This is a genomic window from Cytobacillus praedii (assembly GCF_001439605.1).
Lineage (GTDB): Bacteria > Bacillota > Bacilli > Bacillales > Cytobacillaceae > Cytobacillus > Cytobacillus praedii.
In genome coordinates, this window is sequence record NZ_LMBX01000013.1 from 68338 (window position 1) to 94665 (window position 26328).

At 38.4% G+C, this 26328-nt stretch carries 26 protein-coding genes and 1 pseudogene; 23 read left to right on the forward strand and 4 right to left on the reverse strand.

Going from position 1 to position 26328, the window contains the following annotated elements:
* Positions 1 to 28: 28 nt before the first annotated feature.
* Positions 29 to 826, forward strand: coding sequence for a phosphatidylserine decarboxylase (locus tag ASU02_RS14680; protein WP_057764884.1), 798 nt, complete (start codon positions 29 to 31; stop codon positions 824 to 826).
* 224 nt (positions 827 to 1050) lie between these two features.
* On the opposite strand, the gene ASU02_RS14685 is transcribed toward ASU02_RS14680, so the two are convergent.
* Positions 1051 to 1191, reverse strand: coding sequence for a sporulation histidine kinase inhibitor Sda (locus ASU02_RS14685; RefSeq protein ID WP_057764887.1), 141 nt, complete (start codon positions 1189 to 1191; stop codon positions 1051 to 1053).
* 394 nt (positions 1192 to 1585) lie between these two features.
* Between ASU02_RS14685 and ASU02_RS14690 the strand changes: the two genes are divergently transcribed.
* The 8 genes from ASU02_RS14690 to ASU02_RS14725 all read left to right on the forward strand — a co-directional run bounded on the left by ASU02_RS14690 (position 1586) and on the right by ASU02_RS14725 (position 6663).
* Positions 1586 to 2101, forward strand: coding sequence for a YqeG family HAD IIIA-type phosphatase (locus ASU02_RS14690; protein ID WP_057764889.1), 516 nt, complete (start codon positions 1586 to 1588; stop codon positions 2099 to 2101).
* A 3-nt stretch (positions 2102 to 2104) separates the two neighbouring features.
* Positions 2105 to 3208: a ribosome biogenesis GTPase YqeH gene (gene yqeH / locus ASU02_RS14695; RefSeq protein WP_057764892.1), complete on the forward strand. Its 1104-nt coding sequence runs from the start codon at positions 2105 to 2107 to the stop codon at positions 3206 to 3208.
* Positions 3209 to 3276: 68 nt separating this feature from the next.
* A complete protein-coding gene (gene aroE / locus ASU02_RS14700; RefSeq protein ID WP_057764893.1) occupies positions 3277 to 4107 on the forward strand; it encodes a shikimate dehydrogenase in 831 nt (276 codons plus the stop codon).
* 5 nt (positions 4108 to 4112) lie between these two features.
* Positions 4113 to 4409 carry a ribosome assembly RNA-binding protein YhbY gene (yhbY, locus tag ASU02_RS14705; protein ID WP_057764895.1) on the forward strand — a complete coding sequence of 99 codons (297 nt, stop codon included), beginning with the start codon at positions 4113 to 4115 and terminating at the stop codon, positions 4407 to 4409.
* A 24-nt stretch (positions 4410 to 4433) separates the two neighbouring features.
* Positions 4434 to 5003, forward strand: a complete 570-nt coding sequence (locus ASU02_RS14710; RefSeq protein WP_057764897.1) for a nicotinate-nucleotide adenylyltransferase — start codon at positions 4434 to 4436, stop codon at positions 5001 to 5003.
* Entirely contained in the window at positions 4993 to 5559 is a 567-nt protein-coding gene (yqeK, locus tag ASU02_RS14715) for a bis(5'-nucleosyl)-tetraphosphatase (symmetrical) YqeK (RefSeq protein WP_057764899.1), read from the forward strand. Before ASU02_RS14710 ends, yqeK begins: the two co-directional genes overlap by 11 nt.
* Before the next feature lie 4 nt (positions 5560 to 5563).
* On the forward strand, positions 5564 to 5920 hold the full coding sequence (gene rsfS / locus ASU02_RS14720) for a ribosome silencing factor (RefSeq protein WP_057764901.1): 357 nt from the start codon (positions 5564 to 5566) through the stop codon (positions 5918 to 5920).
* On the forward strand, positions 5917 to 6663 hold the full coding sequence (locus tag ASU02_RS14725; protein ID WP_057764903.1) for a class I SAM-dependent DNA methyltransferase: 747 nt from the start codon (positions 5917 to 5919) through the stop codon (positions 6661 to 6663). Before rsfS ends, ASU02_RS14725 begins: the two co-directional genes overlap by 4 nt.
* 91 nt (positions 6664 to 6754) lie before the next feature.
* Here ASU02_RS14725 and comER read toward each other — a convergent pair whose 3' ends face one another.
* The gene (gene comER, locus ASU02_RS14730) at positions 6755 to 7579 is read right to left on the reverse strand and encodes a late competence protein ComER (RefSeq protein WP_057764905.1); all 825 of its coding nucleotides are present in this window, start codon (positions 7577 to 7579) and stop codon (positions 6755 to 6757) included.
* Between the two features lie 86 nt (positions 7580 to 7665).
* On the opposite strand from comER, the gene ASU02_RS14735 reads away from it, so the two are divergent.
* The 3 genes and pseudogenes from ASU02_RS14735 to ASU02_RS14745 all read left to right on the forward strand — a co-directional run bounded on the left by ASU02_RS14735 (position 7666) and on the right by ASU02_RS14745 (position 11258).
* Complete coding sequence (locus tag ASU02_RS14735) at positions 7666 to 8289, forward strand: helix-hairpin-helix domain-containing protein (protein WP_057764908.1); 624 nt, start codon at positions 7666 to 7668, stop codon at positions 8287 to 8289.
* Positions 8290 to 8386: 97 nt separating this feature from the next.
* A pseudogene (locus tag ASU02_RS14740) lies at positions 8387 to 8839 on the forward strand (ComE operon protein 2); the annotation flags it as partial.
* A gap of 94 nt (positions 8840 to 8933) precedes the next feature.
* A complete protein-coding gene (locus ASU02_RS14745) occupies positions 8934 to 11258 on the forward strand; it encodes a DNA internalization-related competence protein ComEC/Rec2 (protein WP_057764913.1) in 2325 nt (774 codons plus the stop codon).
* A gap of 74 nt (positions 11259 to 11332) precedes the next feature.
* Here the strand turns inward: ASU02_RS14745 and ASU02_RS25925 are convergent, their stop codons facing one another.
* Positions 11333 to 11467: a YqzM family protein gene (locus ASU02_RS25925; protein ID WP_075209192.1), complete on the reverse strand. Its 135-nt coding sequence runs from the start codon at positions 11465 to 11467 to the stop codon at positions 11333 to 11335.
* Positions 11468 to 11813: 346 nt separating this feature from the next.
* Here ASU02_RS25925 and holA point away from each other — a divergent pair, with 346 nt between their 5' ends.
* The gene (gene holA / locus ASU02_RS14750; protein WP_057764915.1) at positions 11814 to 12845 is read left to right on the forward strand and encodes a DNA polymerase III subunit delta; all 1032 of its coding nucleotides are present in this window, start codon (positions 11814 to 11816) and stop codon (positions 12843 to 12845) included.
* 270 nt (positions 12846 to 13115) lie between these two features.
* On the opposite strand, the gene rpsT is transcribed toward holA, so the two are convergent.
* Positions 13116 to 13382 carry a 30S ribosomal protein S20 gene (rpsT, locus tag ASU02_RS14755; protein ID WP_057764917.1) on the reverse strand — a complete coding sequence of 89 codons (267 nt, stop codon included), beginning with the start codon at positions 13380 to 13382 and terminating at the stop codon, positions 13116 to 13118.
* A gap of 271 nt (positions 13383 to 13653) precedes the next feature.
* Here rpsT and gpr point away from each other — a divergent pair, with 271 nt between their 5' ends.
* The 10 genes from gpr to prmA all read left to right on the forward strand — a co-directional run bounded on the left by gpr (position 13654) and on the right by prmA (position 26317).
* On the forward strand, positions 13654 to 14778 hold the full coding sequence (gene gpr, locus ASU02_RS14760) for a GPR endopeptidase (protein WP_057765030.1): 1125 nt from the start codon (positions 13654 to 13656) through the stop codon (positions 14776 to 14778).
* 173 nt (positions 14779 to 14951) lie between these two features.
* Positions 14952 to 16154 carry a stage II sporulation protein P gene (spoIIP, locus tag ASU02_RS14765; RefSeq protein WP_057764919.1) on the forward strand — a complete coding sequence of 401 codons (1203 nt, stop codon included), beginning with the start codon at positions 14952 to 14954 and terminating at the stop codon, positions 16152 to 16154.
* A 19-nt stretch (positions 16155 to 16173) separates the two neighbouring features.
* A complete protein-coding gene (locus tag ASU02_RS14770; RefSeq protein WP_057764921.1) occupies positions 16174 to 16518 on the forward strand; it encodes a YqxA family protein in 345 nt (114 codons plus the stop codon).
* A 414-nt stretch (positions 16519 to 16932) separates the two neighbouring features.
* On the forward strand, positions 16933 to 18768 hold the full coding sequence (gene lepA, locus ASU02_RS14775; protein WP_057764923.1) for a translation elongation factor 4: 1836 nt from the start codon (positions 16933 to 16935) through the stop codon (positions 18766 to 18768).
* Between the two features lie 219 nt (positions 18769 to 18987).
* A complete protein-coding gene (gene hemW, locus ASU02_RS14780; protein ID WP_057764925.1) occupies positions 18988 to 20121 on the forward strand; it encodes a radical SAM family heme chaperone HemW in 1134 nt (377 codons plus the stop codon).
* Between the two features lie 181 nt (positions 20122 to 20302).
* The gene (gene hrcA / locus ASU02_RS14785) at positions 20303 to 21334 is read left to right on the forward strand and encodes a heat-inducible transcriptional repressor HrcA (RefSeq protein WP_057764927.1); all 1032 of its coding nucleotides are present in this window, start codon (positions 20303 to 20305) and stop codon (positions 21332 to 21334) included.
* A gap of 104 nt (positions 21335 to 21438) precedes the next feature.
* Positions 21439 to 22041, forward strand: coding sequence for a nucleotide exchange factor GrpE (gene grpE / locus ASU02_RS14790; RefSeq protein ID WP_408607276.1), 603 nt, complete (start codon positions 21439 to 21441; stop codon positions 22039 to 22041).
* 26 nt (positions 22042 to 22067) lie between these two features.
* Positions 22068 to 23900, forward strand: coding sequence for a molecular chaperone DnaK (dnaK, locus tag ASU02_RS14795; RefSeq protein ID WP_057764930.1), 1833 nt, complete (start codon positions 22068 to 22070; stop codon positions 23898 to 23900).
* 335 nt (positions 23901 to 24235) lie between these two features.
* The gene (gene dnaJ / locus ASU02_RS14800; protein ID WP_057764932.1) at positions 24236 to 25357 is read left to right on the forward strand and encodes a molecular chaperone DnaJ; all 1122 of its coding nucleotides are present in this window, start codon (positions 24236 to 24238) and stop codon (positions 25355 to 25357) included.
* Between the two features lie 21 nt (positions 25358 to 25378).
* On the forward strand, positions 25379 to 26317 hold the full coding sequence (gene prmA / locus ASU02_RS14805) for a 50S ribosomal protein L11 methyltransferase (protein ID WP_057765035.1): 939 nt from the start codon (positions 25379 to 25381) through the stop codon (positions 26315 to 26317).
* The last annotated feature ends 11 nt before the right edge of the window (positions 26318 to 26328 follow it).

Here is a 26328-nt window from a genome sequence, read left to right on the forward strand (position 1 = left end):
AATTTACACTGAAATGGAGGCGGGATAATTGATTCAATCCTTTTATCGACTGATGATTGAACTGACTAATGGAAAATGGACGTCAGGAATTTTAAAAAGATTTGCCCTTTCAAAAGCAAGTCGATTCTTTATTCCTTCTTTTGCTAAATTGTATCAAATCAATGAAAGTGAAATGGAAAAAAACCTGAAAGACTATCCTACTTTACATGACTTTTTTACCCGTAAGCTTAAAGCTGGGGCAAGAATGACAGATCAGAACACACAAACAGTTAGCAGTCCAGTGGATGCTGTGATCGAAGACGTGGGCATCATTGAGCCGAATCATATTATCACTGTGAAAGGAAAAGATTATTCTATTAAAGAAATGTTAGGTGATGATCAGAAGGTCGAAAAGTATTCAGGTGGACATTATATGATCTTCTATCTTAGTCCCAGCCATTATCATCGAATTCATAGCCCTGTGTCTGGAAAAGTTATTGATCAATGGACACTAGGCGGAAAATCCTATCCAGTTAATAAGTACGGATTGAAATATGGAAAAGATTCATTATCAAAAAATTATCGAAAAATTACTGAGGTTAAACAAGATGGCGGCGGATTTATATCGATTGTGAAGGTTGGGGCATTGTTTGTAAATTCAATTGAAGTCATTCATGAAGGAGAAGAATTAGTGAAAGGAAATGAGATGGCATACTTTTCCTTTGGCTCAACGGTCGTACTGCTTTTTGAAAAAGATAGCTTCAACCCATTGCCTTCCATTCAAGTACCATTTGATGTGAAGGTGGGAGACTGTATAGGATTCAATTCTTCGGATCGAATTAACTAAGAATAGTGCAAGCGCCGTGGTCATCCCCGTACAAACGCAGAAGAGCCGGTTCTTTCGATAAAGGTGACACAATGAATGGAGCAAATTGATGTCGGCTCAATCGCTGCGGAGGGGACCTGAAGTTTAATAGGTGGTTAGTGGTGGAGCTAGACAATTTTCTGCATTCCTAGTTATACATTCTTATTTTCTAAAAAAGAAAAAAGCCCTGATTGGGCTTGTATATTTTATGAAGAAACTTTTATTCTATGAGATAATGAGCGTCTGTGAATTTCTGTTTCTATAAGGCGGATGAAATCGGGACTCAGTTTCAGCTCTCTTGCTTTATGATACGATTCAATTAATAATTCGTCTGATAGCTTGCGCATGTCCATTCACCTCCATAAAGAATTTAAAAAGTTTGATTCTATTTAGTATTCCTTATACATATAATGTAGGTTTCTTTGTTGTACCCTTACTCTAGCAAAAATAAACGGTTAGAACAACCGTTCTGTTATCCACAGTATTAAGTGGATAACCTGTGGTTAAGTTGTTTATAAAATTTAGAAAAGTATATAAATGGGTGTGGCTCATGTGAATAAAGTTATCCACAGGTAAGAAGTCAAAGAATATTGTCGAAAAATTTTTCCATTAAAAAGGATATACTATACTTATTAGGCATTTTTGCTTTTCGTATTTGATAGAACAACTATAATTGGTTATGATTGTTAAGAAAAATGGACGATTGATAATAATTTTGAAGGTAATTGAGGTGTGAATATAGTGTTAAAGCAATTTTTGCCGGATCAGCATGCTAAAAGCATTTTTGAAATTACTCCTGAAGTTTTAAAGGAAAGAGGCATTAAAGGGATTATTACAGATTTAGATAATACATTAGTCGAATGGGATCGCCCAAACGCTACACCAAGATTAATTAAATGGTTTGAAGAAATGAAACATAGCAATGTGAAGATAACGATTGTTTCGAATAATAATGAGGACCGTGTAAGGTCTTTTTCAGACCCGCTAAAAATCCCGTTTATCCCTGCAGCCAGGAAACCGTTAGGACGAGCATTTAATCGGGCTCTAAAGGAGATGGGGCTTGCAAAGGAAGAGACAGTTGTGATTGGCGATCAATTATTAACTGACGTGCTCGGAGGGAATCGCAGTGGATTCCGGACAATTCTTGTTGTTCCAGTTGCACAAACAGATGGATTTATAACCCGTTTTAATCGAAGGGTAGAAAGACAAATATTAAATTGGTTCCGAAAAAAAGGAATGATCCAATGGGAGGATTAATAAGTGAGTGAACAATATTCGTGTATCGGATGCGGTGTAAAGATTCAAACAGAAGACCGGGAAGCAATTGGTTATGCACCGACATCTGCTCTTGAGAAAGAAGAAATTATTTGCCAGCGCTGCTTTCGCTTAAAACATTATAATGAAGTACAGGATGTTCATTTAACAGATGATGACTTTCTGAAAATATTAAATGAAATCGGTAAAAGTGATGCATTAATCGTTAAAATTGTCGATATTTTTGATTTTAACGGAAGCTGGCTTCCGGGATTGCATCGATTCGTTGGCAATAATAAAATCCTGCTTGTAGGGAATAAAGTAGATTTGCTGCCGAAATCTGTGAAACCGAATAAGCTGATCAATTGGATGAAACAGGAAGCAAAAGAGCTTGGCTTAAGACCAGAGGAAGTTTTTCTTGTAAGTGCAGCGAAGGGTCAGTTTATCAATGAAGTAGCTGCAGCCATTGATGAATATCGTGAAGGAAAAGATGTATATGTCGTCGGATGTACAAATGTGGGGAAATCAACATTTATTAACCGTATATTAAAAGAAGTTACAGGTGAAGGAGATGTAATTACGACATCTCATTTCCCGGGAACAACTCTAGATATTATTGAAATTCCATTATCCGATGGAAAAGCACTTGTCGATACACCTGGAATCATTAATCATCACCAGATGGCCCATTATGTTGATAAACGTGATTTGAAAATCATTACACCAAAGAAGGAAATCAAGCCAAAGGTGTACCAGCTAAATGAAGGACAAACACTTTTCTTTGGCGGACTTGCTCGATTTGATTATCTAACAGGCGGCCGCAGATCCTTTGTATGTCATTTTTCAAATGAAATCAATATTCATCGTACGAAGTTCGAAAAAGCAGATGAGTTATATAGGAATCATGCAGGCGAATTACTAACCCCGCCGAGAATGGAAGATATGGAGAGTTTCCCTGAATTAGTTAAGCATGAATTTACAATTAAGGAAGGGAAAACAGATATTGTTTTCTCAGGTCTTGGCTGGATTACAGTTAATGAACCTGGTGCAAAAGTAGCTGCATATGTACCAAAAGGCGTTCATGCGCTTATTAGAAAATCATTAATCTAAAGACTAGGGTTATTCTGTGAAATCGAAAGAGTGTATGATTAAATAGTTCATAAACAGGGGGATGGAGCATGAAGAAGCTTTTTGCTGTAATAGGGGATCCGATCGCTCATTCGATGTCGCCTGCTATGCACAATGATTTATTTCAAGCTTATGGAATAGACGCTCATTACCAGCCTCTGCATGTGAGAAGAGAAAACCTAAAGGAAGCTGTGATTGGTTTAAAGGCAATTGGAACAGCTGGCTTTAATATTACCATCCCGCATAAAGAAACGATTATCCCATTGCTGGACAAACTTGACCCGCTTGCAGAAGCCATCGGAGCAGTGAACACGGTTGTGAACGAAGATGGAAAGTTTGTCGGTTATAATACGGATGGCAGCGGGTACTTACAGGGTTTATTAACGCTGCTGCCGACGATAAAAGAGAAAAACATTCTGATAATCGGAGCTGGCGGTGCCGCAAGAGCACTCTATTTTACATTAGCTCAAGCAGGAGTAAACAGATTAGACATATGTAATCGAACGACGCAAAAGGCAGAACAGCTAATAAATGAATGCCCATTTCATGTTCCTTCAGCAGCTATTGGAAAAGAGGAAGCTGAGAAAAAACTGGCAGATTACCAATTGCTCATTCAAACAACACCGATTGGGATGTCTCCCAATATAGAAAGCCTTCCGCTTTCCTTACATAATCTAGAGACTGATGCACTTGTAAGTGATATAATATATAATCCGCTTGAAACAAAGATTTTGCGGGAAGCTAAAAACAAAGGTGCAAAAATACAAAATGGGTTAGATATGTTTGTTTATCAAGGAGCACTTGCTTTTGAAAAATGGACAGGCATTTTTCCAAATATCGAACGCATGAAGAACATTGTACTCAACCAACTGGGAGGATAAGGAAAATGTTAACAGGAAAACAAAAGCGTTTTTTACGCTCAATGGCTCACAGCCTGAACCCAATTTTTCAAGTAGGAAAAGGCGGGGTTAATGATAATATGATTAAACAAATTAGTGAAGCGCTAGAAGCGCGTGAGCTAATGAAAATCAGTATTCTGCAAAACTGTGATGAGGACAAGCATACAGTTGCAGAACAATTGGCTAAAGGAACGAGAGCTGAGCTCGTACAAATTATTGGAAACATCATTGTTCTTTATAAACAATCGAGAGAAAATAAACAAATCGTTTTACCTAAGAGCTAAACAGAGGGAGCAGGAGGAGCGCACTTGAAGAAAATCGGCATATTGGGAGGCACTTTTGATCCGCCGCATCTCGGCCATTTAATTATTGCGAATGAAGTTTTGCATACGCATAAGTTAAATGAAATATGGTTTATGCCTAATCAAGAGCCTCCGCATAAAATAAAGACAAATGCAGTTAAAGATGAAGACCGGGTGAATTTGCTCAAATTAGCTATTGAAGGGCATCCTCATTTTAAAATTGAATTGATTGAACTAGAAAGAACAGGACCTTCATATACGTTTGATACAATGAAAATCCTTACGGAAGGCCATCCAGATAACCAATTCTATTTCATTATTGGTGCTGATATGATTGAGTATTTGCCAAAGTGGAAAAATATCAATCAGCTAATTGAAATCGTTCAATTTATTGGCGTAAGAAGACCATCTTATTGCCATGAAAGCCTATATCCAATTCTATATGCGGATGTACCTGAAATGGGCATTTCCTCCAGTCTTATCCGCGGCCGTTTAAAGGAGAATAAGACCATACGCTATCTTGTTCCTGAAGCGGTAAGGAGCTATATTAAGGAGAATCACTTATATGGATCGTAACCTCGCCTTATTAAAAGTGAAGGAACAATTAACAGACCATCGTTATACTCATACACTTGGTGTCATGGAAACAGCGATTAGATTAGCGAGAAAATATGGGGCGAATGAAAAAAAAGCGGAGCTTGCTGCGATTTTTCATGATTATGCCAAGTTTCGTCCAAAAGAGGAAATGAAACAAATTATTATGGATCAGAAGATGGATGCCAGACTTCTGCAATTCAATAGTGAACTTTGGCATGCTCCAGTAGGGGCTTTTCTTGTTCATAAAGAAGCGGGCATTGAAGAAGAAGAAATACTAGATGCAATCAGATTTCATACTTCTGGCAGAGTTGGGATGACTTTATTAGAGAAGATTATTTATTTAGCTGATTATATTGAACCAGGCAGGCATTTTCCAGGTGTAGAGGAAGTGCGGGAAATAGCTGAGAAAAGCCTGAATGAAGCATTAATAAAATCCATTTCAAATACAATATTTTTTTTAATGAAAAAAGGTCAGCCGGTTTTTCCGGCAACATTTCACACATATAATGACCTAATTATGAATTCGGAGGATTGATTGAATGAGTGAAAGAAATTTATTATTAACCGCTGTAAAGGCAGCAGATGACAAAAGGGCGGAACAAATAGTTGCGTTGAATATGAAAGGAATTTCTCTAATTGCAGATTATTTTGTTATTTGCCACGGAAATTCCGACAAGCAGGTTCAGGCCATTGCTAAGGAAATGAGAGAGAAAGCTGAGGAATTAGGCTATTCTGTTAAGAGAATGGAAGGCTTTGATGAAGCAAGATGGATTCTTGTTGATTTTGGCGATGTTGTTGCTCATGTATTCCATCGGGATGAAAGAAGCTATTATAATTTAGAACGCCTATGGGGCGATGCACCGCTTGAGAATATTCAGAGCGAGCTTAACCAATGACCTATGGAAAGTTTGCTTATCTTTACGATGAATTAATGAAGGATGTTCCCTATGATAAATGGGTAGAAATCGTAAAGAATTATGTAAGTAAATTTCATGTAAATGGAAAAAAAATCCTTGATCTTGCTTGTGGAACAGGGGAGCTTTCCATTAAATTTGCTGAAGAAGGTTTTGAAGTAACTGGCGTTGATCTTTCTGAGGATATGCTTATGGTTGCTCAAGGAAAGGCAGCAGATAAGGAGATGAACGTGCAATTTTACCAGCAAAATATGGCTGAGCTTGAAGGGCTTGGCCGATTCGATGTAATTGGTATTTTTTGTGATTCATTAAATTATCTGCAGTCAGAGCAAGAGGTTCTTGATACTTTTTCGCGTGTCCATGAGCATCTGGATGACAATGGGCTTTTTATCTTTGATGTTCATTCGATTCACAAGATTATGCAAATATTTATGAATCAGACCTTTGCATTAAATGATGAAGAGATCAGCTATATTTGGCATAGCTATCAGGGAGAGCATCCAAATAGTGTGGAGCATGATTTGAGTTTCTTTGTTCTGGATCAGCAGACAGGTCAGTATGAACGCTATGATGAACTTCATTTCCAGCGTACTTTTCCAATTGAAGTGTATGGCAATTGGCTTAAGGAAGCTGGGTTTGAAGTTCTCGAAGTGATTGCTGATTTTGAAGCAGTGTCTCCGCAAACACAATCAGAACGGATTTTCTTTATTAGCCGGAAAGTGTAATTTAGAAAAGGCAAGATCGGCTTTCATAGCCGACTTGCCTTTTAAAATTATTTTAAAAACAAGGAAGGATTCAGTCGATGTTTGTAGAATACTATGTTTGAATGGTGTAGTGCTTTTTTACTTGTTCAAGATCTTCTTTAAATTTTGCATGGGTTGCCTGAAAAACATGTTCGAATACATCTCCTAATTCATTTTCAAGCACCTTAATTCCTTCTCCAGTAATTCCCCCTTTTACACATACCTTTTCCTGCAATGTTGGTAGCGTATAAAAGCCTTTTTTCATTAGTTCTCCCATTCCCATCAGCATTTCCTCAGCAAGCGTCGTTGCGGTTTCCTGGTCGATTTCTGTCTCTTTCACAGCGGCAAGAATAAAGCGCTGTGTTAAATAGCTGAAAAATGCTGGTCCGCAGCTCACGATATCAGAGGCTACCCGGGTAATGTTCTCTTCAATTTCAATTGGCTTTGAAATCCGGTCAAACAGACTCCGTATTTGTTTTTTCCAATAAGAACTGCATTCACCAAACGATAGTAATGAAACACCGGTAAGGGCCCGATTCGTTATACTTGGAATGACTCTAGCAACAGAACAATCGGCGATGGATTCTAATTGTTTGACACTTATCGGGCTAGTAATTGAAACAATACATTTTTCCTTCGTTAGGTATGGCGAAATCTCTTTAATCACGTGATGAACATCATGAGGCTTCACACAAACAAAGATTAGCGAGGAGCGTTCAGCGACATCTCTTCCGTTATCTCCTACATAAATATCCTCGTATATGTTCTTTATTTCTTCTGCTTTTGATTTTGTTCGATTTGTAATTATCATGGCTGAAGGGGAAACGGCTTTTCCATCAAGTAATGCTTCTGCCAATATTCTCCCCATATTTCCTGTACCAATGATTCCAACGTTCATGCTCATCCCCCCTTCACAAGCAAACTCACTCATATACGATATGAATTTCCTTTGCAGATTATGCTAAAAATGAAAGGATGTTTTAAATGATTGAATGGATAAAAGCCAATAAACTTGCTGCATTAGGTGGCATAAGTATTATCCTTGCTTCAGCTTATTTTTTCTTTGAACCAGCATCAGAAGAAAGTAATGTACTTGATCAGGAGGAAGAGTGGGTAATGAATGAAGATAAAACGAACACGAATACGGAGGATGCGGCTGAAGAAGGAGTAGTCATTGTCGATGTGAAAGGTGCTGTAAATAAACCAGGTGTGTATGAAGCTGAGGCAGAAGATCGAGTGATTGATGTGGTAAATAAGGCAGGCGGCTTGAAGGAATCTGCAGATGAGACCAAGATAAACTTTGCCATACGAGTGGAGGACGAAATGGTTATTTATGTTCCTGAAATAGGAGAAGAAGTGGGGCAGGAACTGGAAAGTGGAACGACTGCAATGGGAGGAGCTGATCAAAAGGATGGAAGGGTAAATATTAACATTGCAGGTGAGGCCGAGCTGCAAACTTTAACTGGCATAGGACCAGCGAAAGCAGCTGCTATTATTGATTATCGTGAAAAGAATGGTCCTTTTCAAGCGATTGAAGATTTAAAGTTAATTAGTGGAATTGGTGAAAAGAGCTTTGAAAAATTAAAAGAACAAATAAAAGTAAAATAAAGAAGCCATTGACCCATTTTTCATAGAGGCTTACACTTGAAGATAAGGTGGAATTTTACGAGAAATTGTCGAAAGAGAACGAGGAGAGTGGGCTGAAATGGAAAGAATATCTTGGAATCAATATTTTATTGCTCAAAGTCATCTGCTAGCATTAAGGAGCACGTGTACAAGATTATCTGTAGGAGCTACGATAGTAAGAGATAAGAGAATCATAGCGGGTGGATACAACGGTTCTATCGCTGGTGGGGAGCATTGTATCGATGAAGGATGTTATGTGATTGATAACCATTGTGTCAGAACAATCCACGCGGAAATGAATGCGATTCTACAATGTGCGAAATTTGGTGTGCCAACAAGTGGAGCAGATTTATATGTTACGCATTTTCCTTGCCTGCAATGCTGTAAAGCAATTATACAAGCTGGTATTAAAACAGTATTTTATTCAAAGGATTATAAAAATCACCCATATGCAATGAACCTTTTTGAAATGGCAGGGGTAAAGGTCGAACAAGTAGAAGGAAATGAGATCTCAATCGAATTTCATTCCCAAGGAAACAATCAGTAGAAAATAATACCAGTGGGGATCATCGCTTTGCATGATGGTTCTCACATGACTACCTAAGGAAAAAAGGAGAATAATAGATGTGAAAGGGAGATGGATTTATTTCACTGCCACCGCACTCGCTGGTATTCTATCAGTTTTTGTCCATTTTGTTGTCTTTATTATCGTGTTCTTTTTTCTGCTATTGTTTTTATGGAAAATAAAAGGTTTTTCGAAAAAATATCTTTTCATCATTAGTTTAATTTTTTTCTTTTTTCTAATAAGGACCGAATTAGCTGAAAAGACGAATAGAACAAATTTTGCAGCTGTTGAGACTAAGTTCCATATTTTATTCCAGAAGGATATAAAAGTAGACGGCGACCGTCTGTCAGCCATTGGCAAAGATCTGATGCGAAAAGAAAAAATCGTTTTTTCTTATCAAATAAAAACAGAAAAAGAGAAAAAGTGGATTATAAAGAATCTAAAAACAGGGTTAGCTTGTAAGATAACAGGTACACTGTCAGAACCAACTATGGAAACAAATGTGAATGCCTTTAACTACAGGGAATATTTAATTAGAAAACAAATTTTTTGGATTTTAAAAGCAGACCAAGTAAATTTGTTGCAATGCACTTCTCAAAAGAAAACCCCCTTTTCCTTCTTCCAATCTGTTAGGGAAAATGGCATTCAATATGTACAAGACCATTTTCCAAACGAATCTTCCCCATTAGCGGTTGCTCTCCTCTTCGGAGAACGGGATTACATTGAGACCAATAGATTAGAAACATATGAGAAACTTGGTATTGTTCATTTATTGGCGATATCAGGTCTTCATGTCGGTATGATGTCAGGAATGATGTATTATTTGGGAATACGCATCGGGATCACAAGAGAACGAATGACCATCGCATTATTACTGTTTTTACCTTGTTATGCCTTACTCACAGGCGCAGCCCCCTCGGTAATTCGTGCTGTATCCATGATGATTCTCTTCTTATCGTTGAAGAAATGGAGCATTTTCACTTTAAATACAATCGATATTATCAGTGTGGTTTTTCTTGTGTACACTTTTATTACGCCATATGTTATTTATGATGTAGGGTTTCAGCTCTCATTCAGTGTAAGCTTTGCACTCATACTTTCTGCACCAATCCTCTTAAAAAGATTCCATCATGCTATTCCTCTTTTGCTCTCCACATCATTTATTTGTCAATTAGCTGCAATCCCTATCATGCTTTACTATTTTTATGAAGTTTCGCTTATTTCTATTTTAGCCAATACGATCTTTATTCCATTATTTTCATTGATTATATTACCAGCCATCTTTCTTTTGTTTCTTCTTCATTTGTTGATGGGGACAACAATAGCATTCCTTATGCAGCCATTAAATTTGCTTATTATGGCAACAAATGGCCTCGCACTGAAGCTATCGCTTTTTCCATTTGCTATGCTTACTTTTGGAAGGCCATCCTTAATGATTATGCTTTTGTACTTTTGGAGTATCCCGCTATTTTTCTCGTTATGGGAGCGAATGAAAGGAGCCAAACGTTTTATGCAAGTGCTCCTTCTTCCGCTCAGCATCATGTGCGTTCAGTTATTAGGAAATGCTTTATCCCCGTATGGAGAAATCACATTTATCGATGTTGGGCAAGGTGATAGCATCTTTATTAAACTGCCATTCGGAAAGGGGAATTACCTAATAGATGCAGGTGGGACCATTCAATTTAATACAGAGGAATGGAAGGCTAGAAAGAAGAAATTTGAGGTTGGAAAAGAGGTTGTTGTTCCATTTTTAAAAAGTAAGGGAATCACAGCAATTGATAAGCTTATTATTACGCATGGGGATGCAGATCATATTGGCGGTGCTTTATCCGTATTGAAAGAGCTTCAAGTAAAAGAAATCCTTTTACCAAAAACACCAGAACTATCTGAGCTAGAAAAAGAATTGCTAACTATAGCGAAGCGGAACGGCATCCCCTGGAATTTTCTTAGTGCAGGGGATAGCTGGAAATCTGGAAATACCAATTTTCATGTCGTATCACCGCAAGTTGGAGTAGAGGTCGAGCGTAACAATGGTTCAATTGTTCTATTTGTGAAAATAGGAGGGCTTAGATGGCTTTTTACAGGTGATTTGGAAGAAGAGGGAGAAAAACAACTAGTAAATCATTACGATAACCTTACCGTTGATGTGCTTAAGGCGGGTCATCATGGCAGTAAAACCTCAACAACAATAGCCTTTCTTGATCAGCTTGAACCGAAAATTGCCATCATTTCGGCAGGGAAAAATAATCGTTATGGTCACCCAGCTGAAGAAGTGTTAACAAATTTGAGTGAACGAAAAATAAAAATATTACGAACGGATCAGCATGGGGCAATTACCTATTTTTTTAAGGGTGAAACTGGAACCTTTTCTGCGGTACATCCATAAGATAATATAAATCAGCTGAACAAATGAAAAGAGGCTGCAAACGCAGCCTCTCAAAAATCCCACTTATGTAGTCATTAAGATCCGATTACTTTAATGACTGTTGCAATAATAAACACAGTTGCGAAGAAGCCGAAAGATACGATGAATCCAATTCCAGAGTCAATGGCATCATTCTGCTTATATTGGACGTCTTTTTCAAATTCGTTCACAGTCTACCCCTCCTATTTCCTATATAGTATAAGGCATTAGAATGAAAAAATCTAGCATTCCTCGCCGCTTTTCCACTTGTGACAAGAGTTGTCACAAATAAGTAAAGAGTGTGAGGAAAGAATAGTATTACATTGGTGCACCGTCGTGACGAGAGTATCCTAGGCCTCTTGTTTCGACGTTCTATATAGATGGGGGAATTGACATTTAAAATGATGTGTCAATTCCTTTTGTATTTATTGTTTTAGATTTTACTGAGTCTTCTTGAATTCGTTTATATACTTGTCAAACGCTTCAAGCTTCATTAGGATTAGAATAGGAATCCAAATGTGAACGGAGAGAAGACAAGTGATTTTTGATCTTTGGAAACAAATAAAAGCAAAGAAATTTTCGTCATTATATTTATTATATGGTCCGGAAGCATTTCTTATCAATGAAACAAAACAACTGCTGATCAACCATCTATTAAATGAGGAGGAGATTGATTTCAATCTTTCCACATATGATTTAGAGGAAACCCCGATTGATGCGGCGTTGGAGGATGCAGAAACGTTTCCATTTATGGGAGAAAAAAGATTGATTTTTTTGCAGAATCCAGTTTTTCTTACTGCAGTCAAAACAAAAGAGAAAGTGGAGCATAATCTGGCAAAGCTTGAGGCTTATATAAAGGAACCATCTCCTTATTCTATTGTTGTCTTTACCGCTCCTTATGAGAAATTAGATGAACGGAAAAAAGTAACAAAGGAATTAAAGCGGAGTGCGGCAATATTAGAAGCGAAAAAGCTGAGTGAAGCTGAACTGATGGCTTGGATAAAGGACCGGTCGGCGTTAAATGGAGTAGAAATTGACGATAAAGCTGCGGAAACTCTGCTCACACTTGCAGGTACAAATTTATTTACACTCACTAGTGAGGTAGACAAGCTGGCATTATACATTGGGTCTGGTTCGAAAATTAATGAAGAAACGGTAGAAATGCTTGTTGCTCGGTCACTAGAGCAAAATATCTTTTCTTTAATTGACAAAATAGTGAACAGGCAAGTAGAAGGGGCATTAAGAATTTATTATGATTTATTGAAGCAAAATGAAGAACCTATTAAAATACTTTCGCTTATAACCGGACAGTTTAGGCTTATTTATCAAGTTAAAGAGCTTGCGCGAAGAGGATATGGCCAACAGCAAATTGCGGGTCATTTAAAAATCCATCCATTTCGAATAAAGCTTGCTGCTGGACAGGCAAGGCTCTTTGCAGATGAAGAGCTGGCTCACATCATAAATTTATTAGCAGAAGCGGATTATCAAATGAAAACTGGCGGAATGAATAAAGTAATCTTAATTGAAATGTTCTTATTTCGATTACATGATCAGGCTTATAAAAAATAGGGCAGCCTAAGTGACAACTTAGACTGCTTTTTTTTGAAGAATAATAAAGTAGAGTATTTTTGAAAGTGAAATGCTGTCTAGCTTCAGTACCTAGCGCTTAATTAACTCCCTGCTCCTCCTGCGATAAGTCAGAATCGAATCATGATCGCTCCTCGTGTTTCCTTTATCGATTCGGTATCAGTTCTGTCCATACAGTGCTAAGCAAGATGCTTGTTCATTTCTTGCAAAAATAAAAGGCTATCCCTGAAAGATAGCCGTTATTCTTTAAACTTAAGCGTTTAAAGCGTTCATTTTTTTTGTTAAACGAGATTTTTTACGAGCAGCAGCATTTTTGTGGATTAGACCTTTTGCAGCAGCTTTATCTAGCTTACTAGCAGCATCAGCAAAAGTTCCCTTTGCAGCAGCAGAATCGTTAGTAACGATTGCAGCTTCAACCTTTTTAACAGCTGTACGCATTGAAGATTTAACAGTTGCGTTATGAGCGTTACGCGCTTCACTTGTTTTCACACGCTTAATAGCAGATTTAATGTTTGGCATTCCATTCACCTCCTACAAAAAGCATCGAGATTATATTAACTCGACTTTCACATCATTCATTAACAATCAAATATTAAGAACAAGTGATATTTTATCAAACACTCCGTTCTTTTGCAATACTCTTCGTCTATTTTGATAAGTTGGATGCTCGGAAGAAGGGAAAAGGAGAGCAAGGATTGCCTGCCATTTAATGAATGTTTTTCCATGTAGAAGGAAAAGATAAAAGAAAGTCATGTTATTTGACGACTTAAGAGAAGAATGCGAGGGGATCATCTTGGAACAATTGGATTTGAGCAAATATGCTATCAGAACTGATCTTGCAATTGAAGCACGGGAAATAGCGATAGCAGATCAGCAAAAGCATGTACATGATCAGGAAGATCTTTCACAAATTGAAGGGGTTATCATTAAAGAAAAAGAAGAGGAAGATATAAAGATTTCCTTTGTCGAGGTAACAAAAGAAGGCGCAGCAGCGATTGGGAAAAAAGAGGGTAGATATTTAACCATGGAGGCTGTAGGTATCCGTCAGCAAGATACGGTTATGCAGCAAAAGGTAGCAAAAATATTCGCCGAAGAATTTTCCCAATTTCTAAAGCAGCTTGGAATAAGAGACGATGCATCATGTCTTGTTGTTGGTTTGGGGAACTGGAATGTGACACCTGATGCCCTTGGGCCCCAGGTTTGTGAGAACTTGCTTGTCACCCGTCATCTTTATCAGCTTCAGCCTGAAAGTGTCGAGGAAGGGTATCGCCCTGTCAGCGCGATTGCTCCTGGTGTTATGGGGCTAACTGGAATTGAAACGAGTGATATCATCTTTGGCATCGTTGAAAAGACGAAGCCAGATTTTGTCATTGCGATTGATGCCCTGGCATCAAGATCCATTGAACGTGTAAACTCAACAATCCAAATTTCTGATACAGGGATTCATCCTGGTTCAGGAGTTGGGAATAAAAGAAAAGAAATAAGCAAGGAAACACTAGGAATTCCAGTTGTTGCAATTGGTGTGCCAACAGTGGTAGATGCAGTTTCTATCACTAGCGATACGATAGATTTTATTCTTAAACATTTTGGCAAGGAGTTAAAAGAAGGAGACAGGCCATCAAGAGCATTGGCTCCTGCTGGTATGACCTTCGGGAAAAGGAAAAAGTTAACGGAGGAAGATTTGCCAGAGGAAGAGCACCGAAAGACATTTTTGGGAATGATCGGAACGCTGCCAGAAGATGAAAAGCGGAAGTTAATTTATGAAGTATTATCCCCAATCGGGCATAATCTTATGGTGACTCCAAAAGAAGTAGACGTATTTATAGAAGACATGGCAAATCTAATTGCCAATGGGCTAAATGCAGCATTACATCGCAATGTGAAGCAGGAAAATGCAGGTTTTTATACAAGATAACGGGATACGGGGAAATTGCTCTTGTCCCATATTATAATAAAAGACTTAATGCATGCACCATTTTGCATTTGCATTCGAATCTGTGAAATAATAACTAATTTAGATGTTCGGAGTTCTATCTTCTCTAGCAAAGTCATATGAATTACTAGACTTGCTCAAAGAGAGGTGGAACGATGAAACCCTTAAAACCCAATGGGTTTATTGTTTTTGTACAAGGGACTAGCCTTCTGAAAATCTGTGGAGGTTTTCTCCTATTTCTATTATTAATTTTTTCGATTAGTGGTGTGCTTACGTCGTTAAAGCCTGAATTTCGAATTAGTTCTTCATCTGTAAATACAGCGACGAATAAAGTGACAGGAGAAATGCTTTATCACTTGCTTGGCTGGGAAAATCACCATTTATTGCAAGGATTAGGTGAAGAGAAAGACAAGCCGACTTTAATGAACTTTGTTTTTAAGCTATCAACAAATATTAATTTGGATGATCCGCGTAGTTTATTAGGCAGAGAGCTGCCATCATTTTCTTTATATGATAGTAAGATTGTTGTCGCAAGTGAAGGGACCGATTATACAAATATGCCAATGGAATCTACGCCTCCTCTCGAGGTGCTAAGGGCAGAGCAAGAAGCGACCTTGCAGAATACAGAAAACATCGATTCTTCCCCTGGAAATGGGAATGAAGTTCCGGATTCTGGGTTAACAACAGGAGAAAGAAAAGTCGTTCATCTTTACTTTTCGCATAATCGTGAATCCTATTTGCCGTATTTAAAAGGAGAGACAGATCCAAATAGGGCATACCATTCTCAATTAAATGTGACAAAAATTGGGGATAAACTGAAGGAAGAACTTGAAAGCCGCGGAGTGGGTACTTCTATTGATAAAACAGATATAAATGCCATTTTAAATAAAAAGGAACTTGGTTATGGTGCCTCTTATCGTGAATCTAGACCAGTTGTCCAGGCTGCGATGGCTGGAAACAAAGATTTACAATACATTATTGATATTCATCGCGACGCAAAGAGAAAAGAACACACAACGCTCACAATTAATGGGAAGAATTATGCAAAACTCGCATTTGTCGTTGGGAAGAAACATGCTAATTATGCAAAGAATCTGCAGCTTGCTGAAAAATTGCATAAGATGATTAACGAAAAGTATCCCGGATTGAGCAGAGCTGTCATTGTGAAAGAAGAGGGCAATGGCAAATATAATCAGGATCTATCAGAAAACGCTATGCTCATTGAATTCGGCGGTGTGGATAATACATTTGAGGAACTTTATTTATCAGCAGGTGCGCTCGCAGATGTCTTTAGTGATTTTTACTGGGAGGCAGAAAAGGTCAATCAGCCGGCACAAGAACAAACAGATAAAAAATAAAATTGATAGGTGATTTGTTATGAAGTGGTTTATGGTGAAAACGTTTTTCCTTATCTCACTTATGTTTATTGCGGTATTATTTGGCATGCAGCTTGCGAATGAAGGAATCCACAATATGAAGGGCTATGATGATGCAAATTTCAAGGATCCCTTTGCCGTTAATGAAAATGAAGGCGGGGAGCTTCAGGCTTCCATTCTAGGGAATGATATTTCCAGTCATGACTTGCAGCAGAAAAAAGAGAAGCTGGAAGAAATGAAAGCATATAACTTCTTTTCATCTTTAGGCAAGTCGCTTTCGGATGGGATATCAGAGGCAACGGAAAAAACGATTCACCTCATAACTAATCTAATAAATGGAGAGTAGCGGCTGTGTTTCTGTGCAGTCGTTTTTCTTTTGGCTAAACACCAATTGTATAAAACTTTCTCTTACTGTTTAGCATTGAATCTTCATAAACGTACTGCTATAATCAAAAAATAGTGCATGTTCGATAAAAAGTAAAAGAATAGCTTTTTTGAAGTTAGACGGATGTCTAGCCCCGGGTATTGTGAGATAAACCTGGTGCTTTTCTTAGTATCAAAAAGTATTACTTTAGAGTAAGAGAATTGTCTAGCTACAGCGTCTATCGCCTATCAAACTTCAGGCCCGCTCCCTACGATAAGTTGACATCAATTCGCTTTCGCTCATTGTGTCTTCTATATCTCAGTAGCGACCCTTCCAGTTTGTACGGCGATGAACAAGGCGCCTGCGCTTTTCTAAGTAGGAGTGAAAAGAAAAATAATGAACAGAGAAGAAAGACTAAAGAGACAAGCAAAAATACGGAATTTTTCCATCATTGCTCATATTGATCATGGGAAATCAACCTTAGCTGACCGCATTCTTGAAAAAACGAATGCATTGACTTCACGTGAAATGAAAAATCAGCTATTAGATTCGATGGATTTAGAGAGAGAACGCGGAATTACGATTAAATTAAATTCCGTTCAATTAAAATATAAAGCAAAAGATGGAGAAATGTATATTTTCCATTTGATTGATACACCTGGACATGTCGACTTTACCTATGAGGTTTCCCGCAGCTTAGCTGCCTGTGAAGGGGCGATCCTAGTAGTGGACGCGGCACAAGGGATTGAAGCACAGACGCTTGCCAATGTTTATTTAGCACTTGATAATGATTTGGAAATTCTTCCAATCATTAATAAAATTGATCTTCCAAGTGCAGATCCTGAACGAGTAAGAAATGAAATTGAAGAAGTAATTGGACTCGATGCTTCTGAAGCGGTTCTTACTTCTGCAAAGGCTGGAATTGGAATCGAAGAAATATTGGAACAAGTGGTAGAAAAGGTGCCTGCACCAACTGGTGATCCTGATGCGCCATTAAAAGCGCTCATCTTTGACTCCCTCTTTGATGCCTATCGAGGAGTAGTTGCCTATATTCGAGTAGTTGAAGGAACAGTTAGGGCCGGAGACAAAATAAAAATGATGGCAACGGGGAAGGAATTTGAAGTAGTTGAGGTGGGCGTATTCTCACCGAAAGCGCAAGCGCAAGATGAACTAACAGTTGGTGATGTTGGTTTCCTAACAGCAGCCATTAAGAATGTCGGTGATACGCGTGTAGGTGACACGATTACAAGTGCAAAGAACGGTGCAGCAGAAGCCTTGCCTGGTTACCGTAAATTAAACCCAATGGTATTTTGTGGACTTTATCCAATTGACAGTGCCAAGTTCAATGATTTGCGTGATGCACTTGAAAAGTTAGAATTAAATGACTCAGCCTTGCAGTTCGAGCCAGAAACTTCTCAAGCTTTAGGCTTTGGCTTTCGCTGTGGATTCCTTGGATTGCTTCATATGGAGATTATTCAAGAGCGAATTGAACGTGAATTTAAAATTGATTTAATTACAACCGCGCCAAGTGTAATCTATGATGTCATCATGACAGACGGTTCTCAAGTGAAAGTAGACAATCCTTCAAATATGCCGGACCCGCAAAAGATTGACCGGGTAGAAGAGCCATATGTAAAAGCGACAATGATGGCGCCGAATGACTATGTTGGTGCGATAATGGAACTTTGTCAGGCAAAGCGCGGAATATTCATTGACATGCAATATATGGATGAAACACGTGTGAATATTATATATGAAATTCCGTTATCTGAAATTGTTTATGATTTCTTTGATCAGCTGAAATCAAATACGAAGGGATACGCATCTTTCGATTATGAATTAATTGGCTATAAGCCATCCAAGCTCGTAAAGATGGATATTCTTTTAAATTCTGAAAAAGTGGATGCGTTAAGCTTTATTGTGCATAAGGACTTTGCCTATGAGCGTGGAAAAATTATTGTTGAAAAATTAAAAGAGCTCATTCCACGTCAGCAATTCGAGGTTCCAGTTCAAGCAGCAATCGGTCAGAAAATTGTTGCCCGTTCAACCATCAAATCGATGGGGAAAAACGTACTTGCTAAATGTTATGGCGGTGACATTTCCCGGAAAAGAAAGCTTTTAGAAAAGCAAAAGGAAGGGAAAAAACGGTTGAAGCAAGTCGGCTCTGTTGAAGTTCCGCAAGAAGCATTTATGGCCGTCCTAAAAATGGACGACAACAGTTCGAAAAAGTAAAGATCATTGCATTGGAAAGGGAGGTTGGTTATGCTTTTTAAATAAAGCAGATCAGCCTCTCTTTTTATATGGGCAATAAATTGTTGGTTACCTTTTTTGAGCAAGCCTTTATGTACGGAGTAATAACCAGCGTAGTGAAAAGAAGGTGACCGACATTTACATTTAAACTAGGACTGAACTCTTGATTCTACAAGTTATTTTAATAAAGGTAGTGAAGAAATGATCAAAGCAGCATACATTCATATTCCCTTTTGTGAGCATATTTGCCACTATTGTGATTTTAATAAAGTATTTCTAAAAGGACAGCCTGTCGATGAGTATCTTGATTCACTAGCAGAAGAAATCAAAATGACACTAAATGAAACACCAACAGAACTTTTAGATACCATTTTCATTGGCGGGGGCACGCCGACGGCATTAAATGAGCAGCAGCTTGAAAAACTATGCCAAATCATTAAGACCTATCTCCCTTATAGCAATGAAACGGAATTTACTTTCGAGGCGAATCCTGGGGATCTGTCAGAAGAAAAACTGCGGACCCTATATCAAGCCGGAGTGAATAGGATTAGCTTTGGGGTTCAGACTTTTAATGAAGAGCTTTTAAAGCGGATTGGAAGAGCTCATCGTGCCAAAGATGTTTTTCAATCAATCGACTTGGCGAAAAAAACTGGATTTGAAAACATAAGCATTGATCTTATTTATAGCTTGCCTGGTCAAACGCTTGCTGATTTTAAAGAAACATTAGCTACAGCCTTTAGCTTAGATATTCAGCATTACTCAGGCTATTCCTTAATTATTGAACCGAAGACCGTTTTTTATAATTTAATGCGCAAAGGCAAGCTTCTATCTCCTGGGGAGGATGTGGAGGCAGAAATGTTTGAAGTATTGATGGAAGAAATGGAGAAGCGTGGATTTAAACAATATGAAATCAGTAATTTCTCAAAACCTGGATACGAGAGCAAACATAATTTAACTTATTGGAATAATGAATGGTATTACGGATTTGGTGCAGGTGCACATAGCTACGTCAATGGCAGCAGAATTTCTAATCATGGGCCATTGAAAAAATATATGAACTCGGTAAATGAGCGAAGATTGCCGATTCTAGACAGGCACAAAGTAACAAAAGTGGAGCAAATGGAAGAGGAAATGTTCCTTGGGCTTCGTAAAACAGCTGGTGTTTCCATTACCCGATTTATTGAAAAATTTGAGGAAAACCCAGTTGCTTTGTATAAAAATGAACTGAAAGCCCTAACCTTTCGTGATTTAATTCAAGTAACTGACGATCAGATCTGTTTGACGAAGCAGGGGCGTTTCTTAGGTAATGAAGTTTTTCAGTCATTTCTAAAATAGATTGATGATATAACGACAGAATTCGGCATGATTTTTTAATCGCTTATAAAAAAGCTCTTTAAGGAAATTGGACATTATACCCGAAAATCTAGTTAAATAAATTGACACAGCCCCTGTCATTTGATAATTTATTAATAGAATTAGCACTCGCTATTAAAGAGTGCTAACAGAGGTGATAACCATGTTGACCGATAGACAATTATTGATACTTCAGGTTATTATTAATGACTTTATTCACTCGGCACAGCCGGTTGGATCCAGAAGCTTGTCGAAAAAAGAAGAGATTTCTTTTAGTTCTGCGACGATACGTAATGAAATGTCTGACTTAGAAGAGCTAGGATTTATTGAAAAGACACATACATCGTCTGGAAGAATTCCGTCTGACAAGGGCTATCGATATTATGTAGACCATTTGCTGTCACCGCAAAAGCTTGATCAGCAAGATGTTTATAAAGTGAAATCGATCTTTGCGGAAAGAATTTATGAGCTGGAGAAAATAGTCCAAAATTCTGCAAGAATCCTTTCAGAATTAACGAACTACACAGCCATTGCTTTAGGACCTGCAGTTAGGGATAATAAATTGAAAAAAATCCAAATCGTCCCTATTAATAAACAGACGGCAGTGGCAATTATTGTGACTGATTCAGGCTATGTTCAGAATCGCATGTTCCAATTGCCAGAAACGATGGATTTAGGGGAGCTTGAGAAACTAGCCAATATTTTAAATGACCGATTAGCAGGTTCTTCCATTGAAAGTTTAAATGATAAAATTTATAAAGAAGTTGCACTGTTGTTAAGACAGCATATAAATAATTATGATTTCATACTGCATTCCATTGCAGATACATTGTTGATTCCATCTCATGAGAAATTGTTTTTTGGCGGAAAAACTAATATGTTAAGTCAGCCAGAATTTCATGATTTTGAGAAGATTAAAAGCCTTATGACGATGATTGAACAGGAAGACAGCATATATGAGCTTATTCGCAAAAATCAATCCGGCATTAACATTAAAATTGGCCGAGAGAATAACAATACTGCAATGGAAAATTGCAGCTTGATTACAGCAACTTACTCAATTGGAACAGAACAGCTTGGCTCCATTTCTATATTAGGACCTACAAGAATGGAATATTCACGAGTAATTAGTCTGCTGGACTATATAAGCCGAGATTTAACATCTGTTTTAACAAAGCTGTATCAGGGCAATTAACCAGGGGAATTGAAGCGATGGATGGAACTTTCCCTGCTTATGTTTTTTGGCTATGAAAAAAGTAAAATAATCAACCTGTAATTACTTTAGGGGAGGTGAACAAGTTGGCAGAGGAAAAAGATATGCTAAATGAAGAGGCAATTGAAGAAACAGAAGCGGTAGAAACGAATGAAAATGCTGCTGAAGCTGTTGAAACAAAAACTGAATCATCTGAGGGCAATGAAGAAATTTCAATTGAGGACCAGTTGAAGGCAGAGCAAGAAAAAACAGCAGAATTAGAAGCAAAGTTAGAAGAGGCTGAAAATCGTTATTTTCGACTTCAGGCTGATTTTGAAAATAGCAGACGCCGTGCCCGTTTGGATCTTGAAGCGTCTGAAAAATATAGAGCACAAAGTTTAATCACTAATCTATTGCCAGCAATAGACAATTTTGAAAGAGCTCTTCAAATGGAAGCTGATAGCGAACAGGCTAAATCTATTTTACAAGGAATGGAAATGGTTTATCGCAGTTTGCTTGAAGCTTTAAAAAATGAAGGTGCTGAACCAATTGAAGCTGTTGGGAAGGAATTCGATCCGCATGTCCACCAAGCGGTCATGCAAGTGGAAGTAGAAGGCTTCGATTCGAATCATGTGGTAGAAGAGTTTCAAAAGGGATATATCCTGAAAGACAGAGTCATTCGTCCAAGCATGGTAAAAGTAAATCAGTAATTACATATTCACGGGAGGTAACTAATATGAGCAAAATCATTGGTATCGATTTAGGTACAACAAACTCATGTGTCTCTGTTTTAGAAGGCGGAGAAGCAAAAGTAATTCCTAATCCAGAAGGCAATCGTACTACTCCTTCAGTTGTAGCATTTAAAAATGGCGAACGCCAAGTTGGGGAAGTTGCTAAACGTCAATCAATTACAAATCCAAATACAATTATGTCTGTTAAACGTCACATGGGAACAGACTATAAGGTAGAAGTTGAAGGAAAAGAGTATTCTCCTCAAGAAGTTTCTGCCATTATTCTTCAGTATTTAAAATCATATGCTGAAGAATATCTAGGAGAAAAAGTGGAAAAGGCAGTTATTACTGTTCCAGCTTACTTTAATGATGCTGAACGTCAAGCAACTAAGGATGCAGGTAAAATTGCAGGACTTGAAGTAGAACGTATCATTAATGAACCAACTGCTGCTGCATTAGCATATGGTATGGATAAAACAGATGAAGACCAAACGATTCTTGTATATGACCTTGGTGGCGGAACGTTTGACGTTTCCATTCTTGAATTAGGGGATGGAGTGTTTGAAGTAAAATCTACTGCAGGTGACAACCGCCTTGGTGGAGACGACTTTGACCAAGTAATCATCGATTATTTAGTTGAACAATTTAAAAAGGAAAATGGCATTGATCTTTCAAAAGACAAGATGGCTGTACAAAGATTAAAAGATGCAGCTGAAAAGGCGAAAAAGGATCTTTCTGGTGTAACAACTACTCAAATTTCCTTGCCGTTTATTACAGCTGGTGAAGCAGGACCGCTACATCTTGAGGTATCTTTATCAAGAGCAAAATTCGATGAGCTTTCTTCTAATCTTGTTGAACGTACAATGGGACCAACTCGTCAAGCATTAAGCGATGCTGGCCTATCAGCTTCTGAAATTGATCGAGTTATTCTTGTTGGTGGATCTACTCGTATTCCTGCTGTCCAAGAAGCAATCAAAAAAGCAACAGGAAAAGAGCCGCATAAAGGGGTTAACCCTGATGAAGTAGTTGCAATGGGTGCTGCTATTCAAGGTGGAGTAATCACTGGTGATGTGAAGGATGTTGTTCTTCTAGACGTTACACCGCTTTCACTTGGTATCGAAACAATGGGTGGAGTATTTACAAAACTAATTGATCGTAATACAACTATTCCAACATCAAAATCACAAGTATTCTCAACTGCTGCAGATAACCAATCAGCTGTTGATATTCATGTGCTGCAAGGTGAACGTCCAATGGCAGCTGACAACAAGACATTAGGCCGCTTCCAGCTTGGCGATATTCCACCAGCACCACGTGGTATTCCGCAAATCGAGGTTTCATTTGATATCGATAAAAACGGAATTGTAAACGTTCGTGCGAAAGATCTTGGAACAAACAAAGAGCAAGCAATTACAATTAAATCTTCAACTGGTTTATCAGATGAAGAAATCGATAAAATGGTAAGAGAAGCTGAAGAAAATGCGGAAGCAGATAAAAAGCGTAAAGAAGAAGTAGAGCTTCGCAACGAAGCAGATCAGCTTGTCTTCACAACTGAAAAGACATTGAAGGATCTTGAAGGAAAAGTAGACGAAGCAGAGGTTGCGAAAGCAAACGAAGCGAAGGACGCTTTAAAAGCAGCGATTGAAAAGAATGAGCTAGAAGAAATTAAAGCAAAGAAAGATGCTTTACAAGAAATTGTTCAAGCATTGACAATGAAGCTTTATGAACAAGCAGCACAGCAGGCTCAAGCTGCACAAGGAGCAGAAGGTCAAGCAGGAAAGAGCAATGACGACAATGTAGTTGACGCAGAATTTGAAGAGGTTAACGACGATAAATAAGTTAAGTCCTTTATTCTTAAAAGTCAAAGTCAGGATATCTTGGCTTTGGCTTTTATTTTTTGCACGAATTGTTTGGAGCGTAAAGGAGCTAGACTCCTAGAAAATGCACTTGGATTTCCTTCATGCGGTATTTATTTGGGGATGCATGTTCATTAGGAAAAGCGAGCCAAAGGGACACACAAGAAGCGCATGCGCTGAGGTGATTCCTGGTATCATGCAGAAAAGCAAGTGCCTTGAGCTGAGATCAACGTGCAATAACATTCTATAGTTGCACAATTAAAACAGACAGTGATAAAATAATCTTTATGTGAAATGATTCGGGGAGTGTAAATCTCATGGACAAAAGGGATTACTATGAAGTCCTTGGTGTCAGCAAAAGCGCATCCAAGGATGAAATAAAAAAGGCTTATCGAAAGCTATCTAAAAAATATCATCCGGATATTAATAAAGAACCGGATGCAGACGAAAAATTTAAAGAAGTAAAAGAAGCATATGAAGTGCTAAGTGATGATCAGAAAAAGGCTCATTACGATCAGTTTGGTCATACAGATCCGAATCAAGGGTTTGGCGGAGGCGGATTTGAAGGCTTTGGCGGATTTGAAGATATTTTCAGTTCGTTCTTTGGCGGAGGCGGTTCTAGACGTCGTGACCCTAATGCACCTCGTCAGGGGGCTGACCTTCAGTATACAATGACCCTATCCTTTGAGGATGCGGTTTTTGGAAAAGAGACGGAAATTGAGATTCCTCGTGAAGAAACATGTGAAACATGTAACGGATCAGGAGCAAAGCCAGGAACAAAACCTGAAACATGTGGACACTGCCATGGGTCAGGTCAGCTAAATGTAGAACAAAACACACCATTTGGCAAAATTGTGAATCGCCGCGTGTGTCATCAATGTAATGGAACAGGGAAACAAATTAAACATAAGTGCTCGACATGTGGCGGAGCAGGCAAAGTTAAAAAACGCAAAAAAATACAAGTTAAAATTCCAGCTGGAATTGACGATGGTCAGCAGCTTCGGGTATCTGGGCAAGGTGAGCCAGGCGTAAATGGGGGACCTCCAGGCGATCTATATGTTGTGTTCCAAGTTCGCTCGCATGAATTCTTTGAACGTGATGGCGATGATGTTTACTGCGAAATGCCAATAACATTTGTTCAAGCGGCATTAGGAGATGAAGTGGAAGTACCGACTTTATACGGAAAAGTGAAGTTAAAAGTTCCAGCAGGTACACAAACAGGTACAAAGTTCCGTCTAAAGGATAAAGGGATTCAAAATGTAAGAGGCTATGGCAAGGGTGATCAGCATATTATCGTCCGTATAATTACGCCTACGAAACTGACAGAAAAGCAAAAGCAGCTCCTTCATGATTTTGCAGAGGTTAGCGGTCAGGTTCCGCAGGGAGAGCAAGAAGAAAGCTTTTTTGCAAAGGTGAAACGAGCATTTAAGGGTGAATAAAGGGAAATGGAGTTGGTAGAAGTGAAATGGTCAGAAATCAGTATTCATACAACAAATGAGGCTGTGGAGCCGATTTCGAATATTTTACATGAGGCCGGAGCAAGTGGTGTTGTTATTGAGGATCCATTCGAGCTTATTAAAGAGAGAAGAGATCAGTTCGGCGAAATCTACCAGCTCAATCCTGATGACTATCCGGAAGAAGGCGTAATTATCAAAGCCTATTTGCCTGAAAATAGTTTTCTTGCTGAGAATGTGGAAGAAATAAAAGAAGCGATTAATAATCTCGTTTTATATAATATTGATATTGGGAAAAATGATGTAAGCATCAGTGAGGTAAATGAAGAAGAATGGGCAACAGCGTGGAAGAAATATTACCATCCGGTGAAAATTTCAGAACGTTTTACGATTGTTCCAACATGGGAAGATTACACACCTGTATCAAGCGACGAATTGATTATTGAACTTGACCCTGGCATGGCGTTTGGAACTGGGACACATCCAACAACAGTGATGTGTATCCAAGCATTAGAAAGAACGGTTAAAGCTGGAGATAAGGTTGTCGATGTTGGTACTGGCTCAGGCGTATTAAGTATTGCAGCAGCAATGCTTGGTGCAGAGAAAGTAACTGCACTTGATCTTGATGAGGTGGCTGTAAACTCAGCAAGGCTTAATATCGAATTAAACAAAGTACATCATGCAGTAGATGTGAAGCAAAATAATTTGCTCGATGGGGTAGAGCCGGGCGCTGATATTGTCGTAGCAAATATTTTGGCTGAGGTTATTCTCCGGTTTACTGATGATGTCACTTCCACTGTTAAACAAGATGGCTATTTCATCGCTTCTGGAATTATTCAACCGAAAAAACAAGAAGTAAAGGAAGCAATGATAGATGCTGGTTTTGAAATTGCAGAAACACTGCAAATGGAAGACTGGGTGGCAATCATCGGGAAACGAAAGTAATATAGAAAAAG

Coding starts and splice junctions, on each gene's coding strand:
- lepA (WP_057764923.1), top strand. CDS start 16,933: ATGAACAGAGAAGAAAGACTAAAGAGACAAGCAAAAATACGGAATTTT.
- yqeK (WP_057764899.1), top strand. CDS start 4,993: ATGGATCGTAACCTCGCCTTATTAAAAGTGAAGGAACAATTAACAGAC.
- ASU02_RS14735 (WP_057764908.1), top strand. CDS start 7,666: ATGATTGAATGGATAAAAGCCAATAAACTTGCTGCATTAGGTGGCATA.
- aroE (WP_057764893.1), top strand. CDS start 3,277: ATGAAGAAGCTTTTTGCTGTAATAGGGGATCCGATCGCTCATTCGATG.
- ASU02_RS14770 (WP_057764921.1), top strand. CDS start 16,174: ATGAAGTGGTTTATGGTGAAAACGTTTTTCCTTATCTCACTTATGTTT.
- hemW (WP_057764925.1), top strand. CDS start 18,988: ATGATCAAAGCAGCATACATTCATATTCCCTTTTGTGAGCATATTTGC.
- hrcA (WP_057764927.1), top strand. CDS start 20,303: ATGTTGACCGATAGACAATTATTGATACTTCAGGTTATTATTAATGAC.
- spoIIP (WP_057764919.1), top strand. CDS start 14,952: ATGAAACCCTTAAAACCCAATGGGTTTATTGTTTTTGTACAAGGGACT.
- ASU02_RS14685 (WP_057764887.1), bottom strand. CDS start 1,191: ATGCGCAAGCTATCAGACGAATTATTAATTGAATCGTATCATAAAGCA.
- ASU02_RS14725 (WP_057764903.1), top strand. CDS start 5,917: ATGACCTATGGAAAGTTTGCTTATCTTTACGATGAATTAATGAAGGAT.
- dnaJ (WP_057764932.1), top strand. CDS start 24,236: ATGGACAAAAGGGATTACTATGAAGTCCTTGGTGTCAGCAAAAGCGCA.
- comER (WP_057764905.1), bottom strand. CDS start 7,579: ATGAACGTTGGAATCATTGGTACAGGAAATATGGGGAGAATATTGGCA.
- rsfS (WP_057764901.1), top strand. CDS start 5,564: ATGAGTGAAAGAAATTTATTATTAACCGCTGTAAAGGCAGCAGATGAC.
- dnaK (WP_057764930.1), top strand. CDS start 22,068: ATGAGCAAAATCATTGGTATCGATTTAGGTACAACAAACTCATGTGTC.
- rpsT (WP_057764917.1), bottom strand. CDS start 13,382: ATGCCAAACATTAAATCTGCTATTAAGCGTGTGAAAACAAGTGAAGCG.
- yhbY (WP_057764895.1), top strand. CDS start 4,113: ATGTTAACAGGAAAACAAAAGCGTTTTTTACGCTCAATGGCTCACAGC.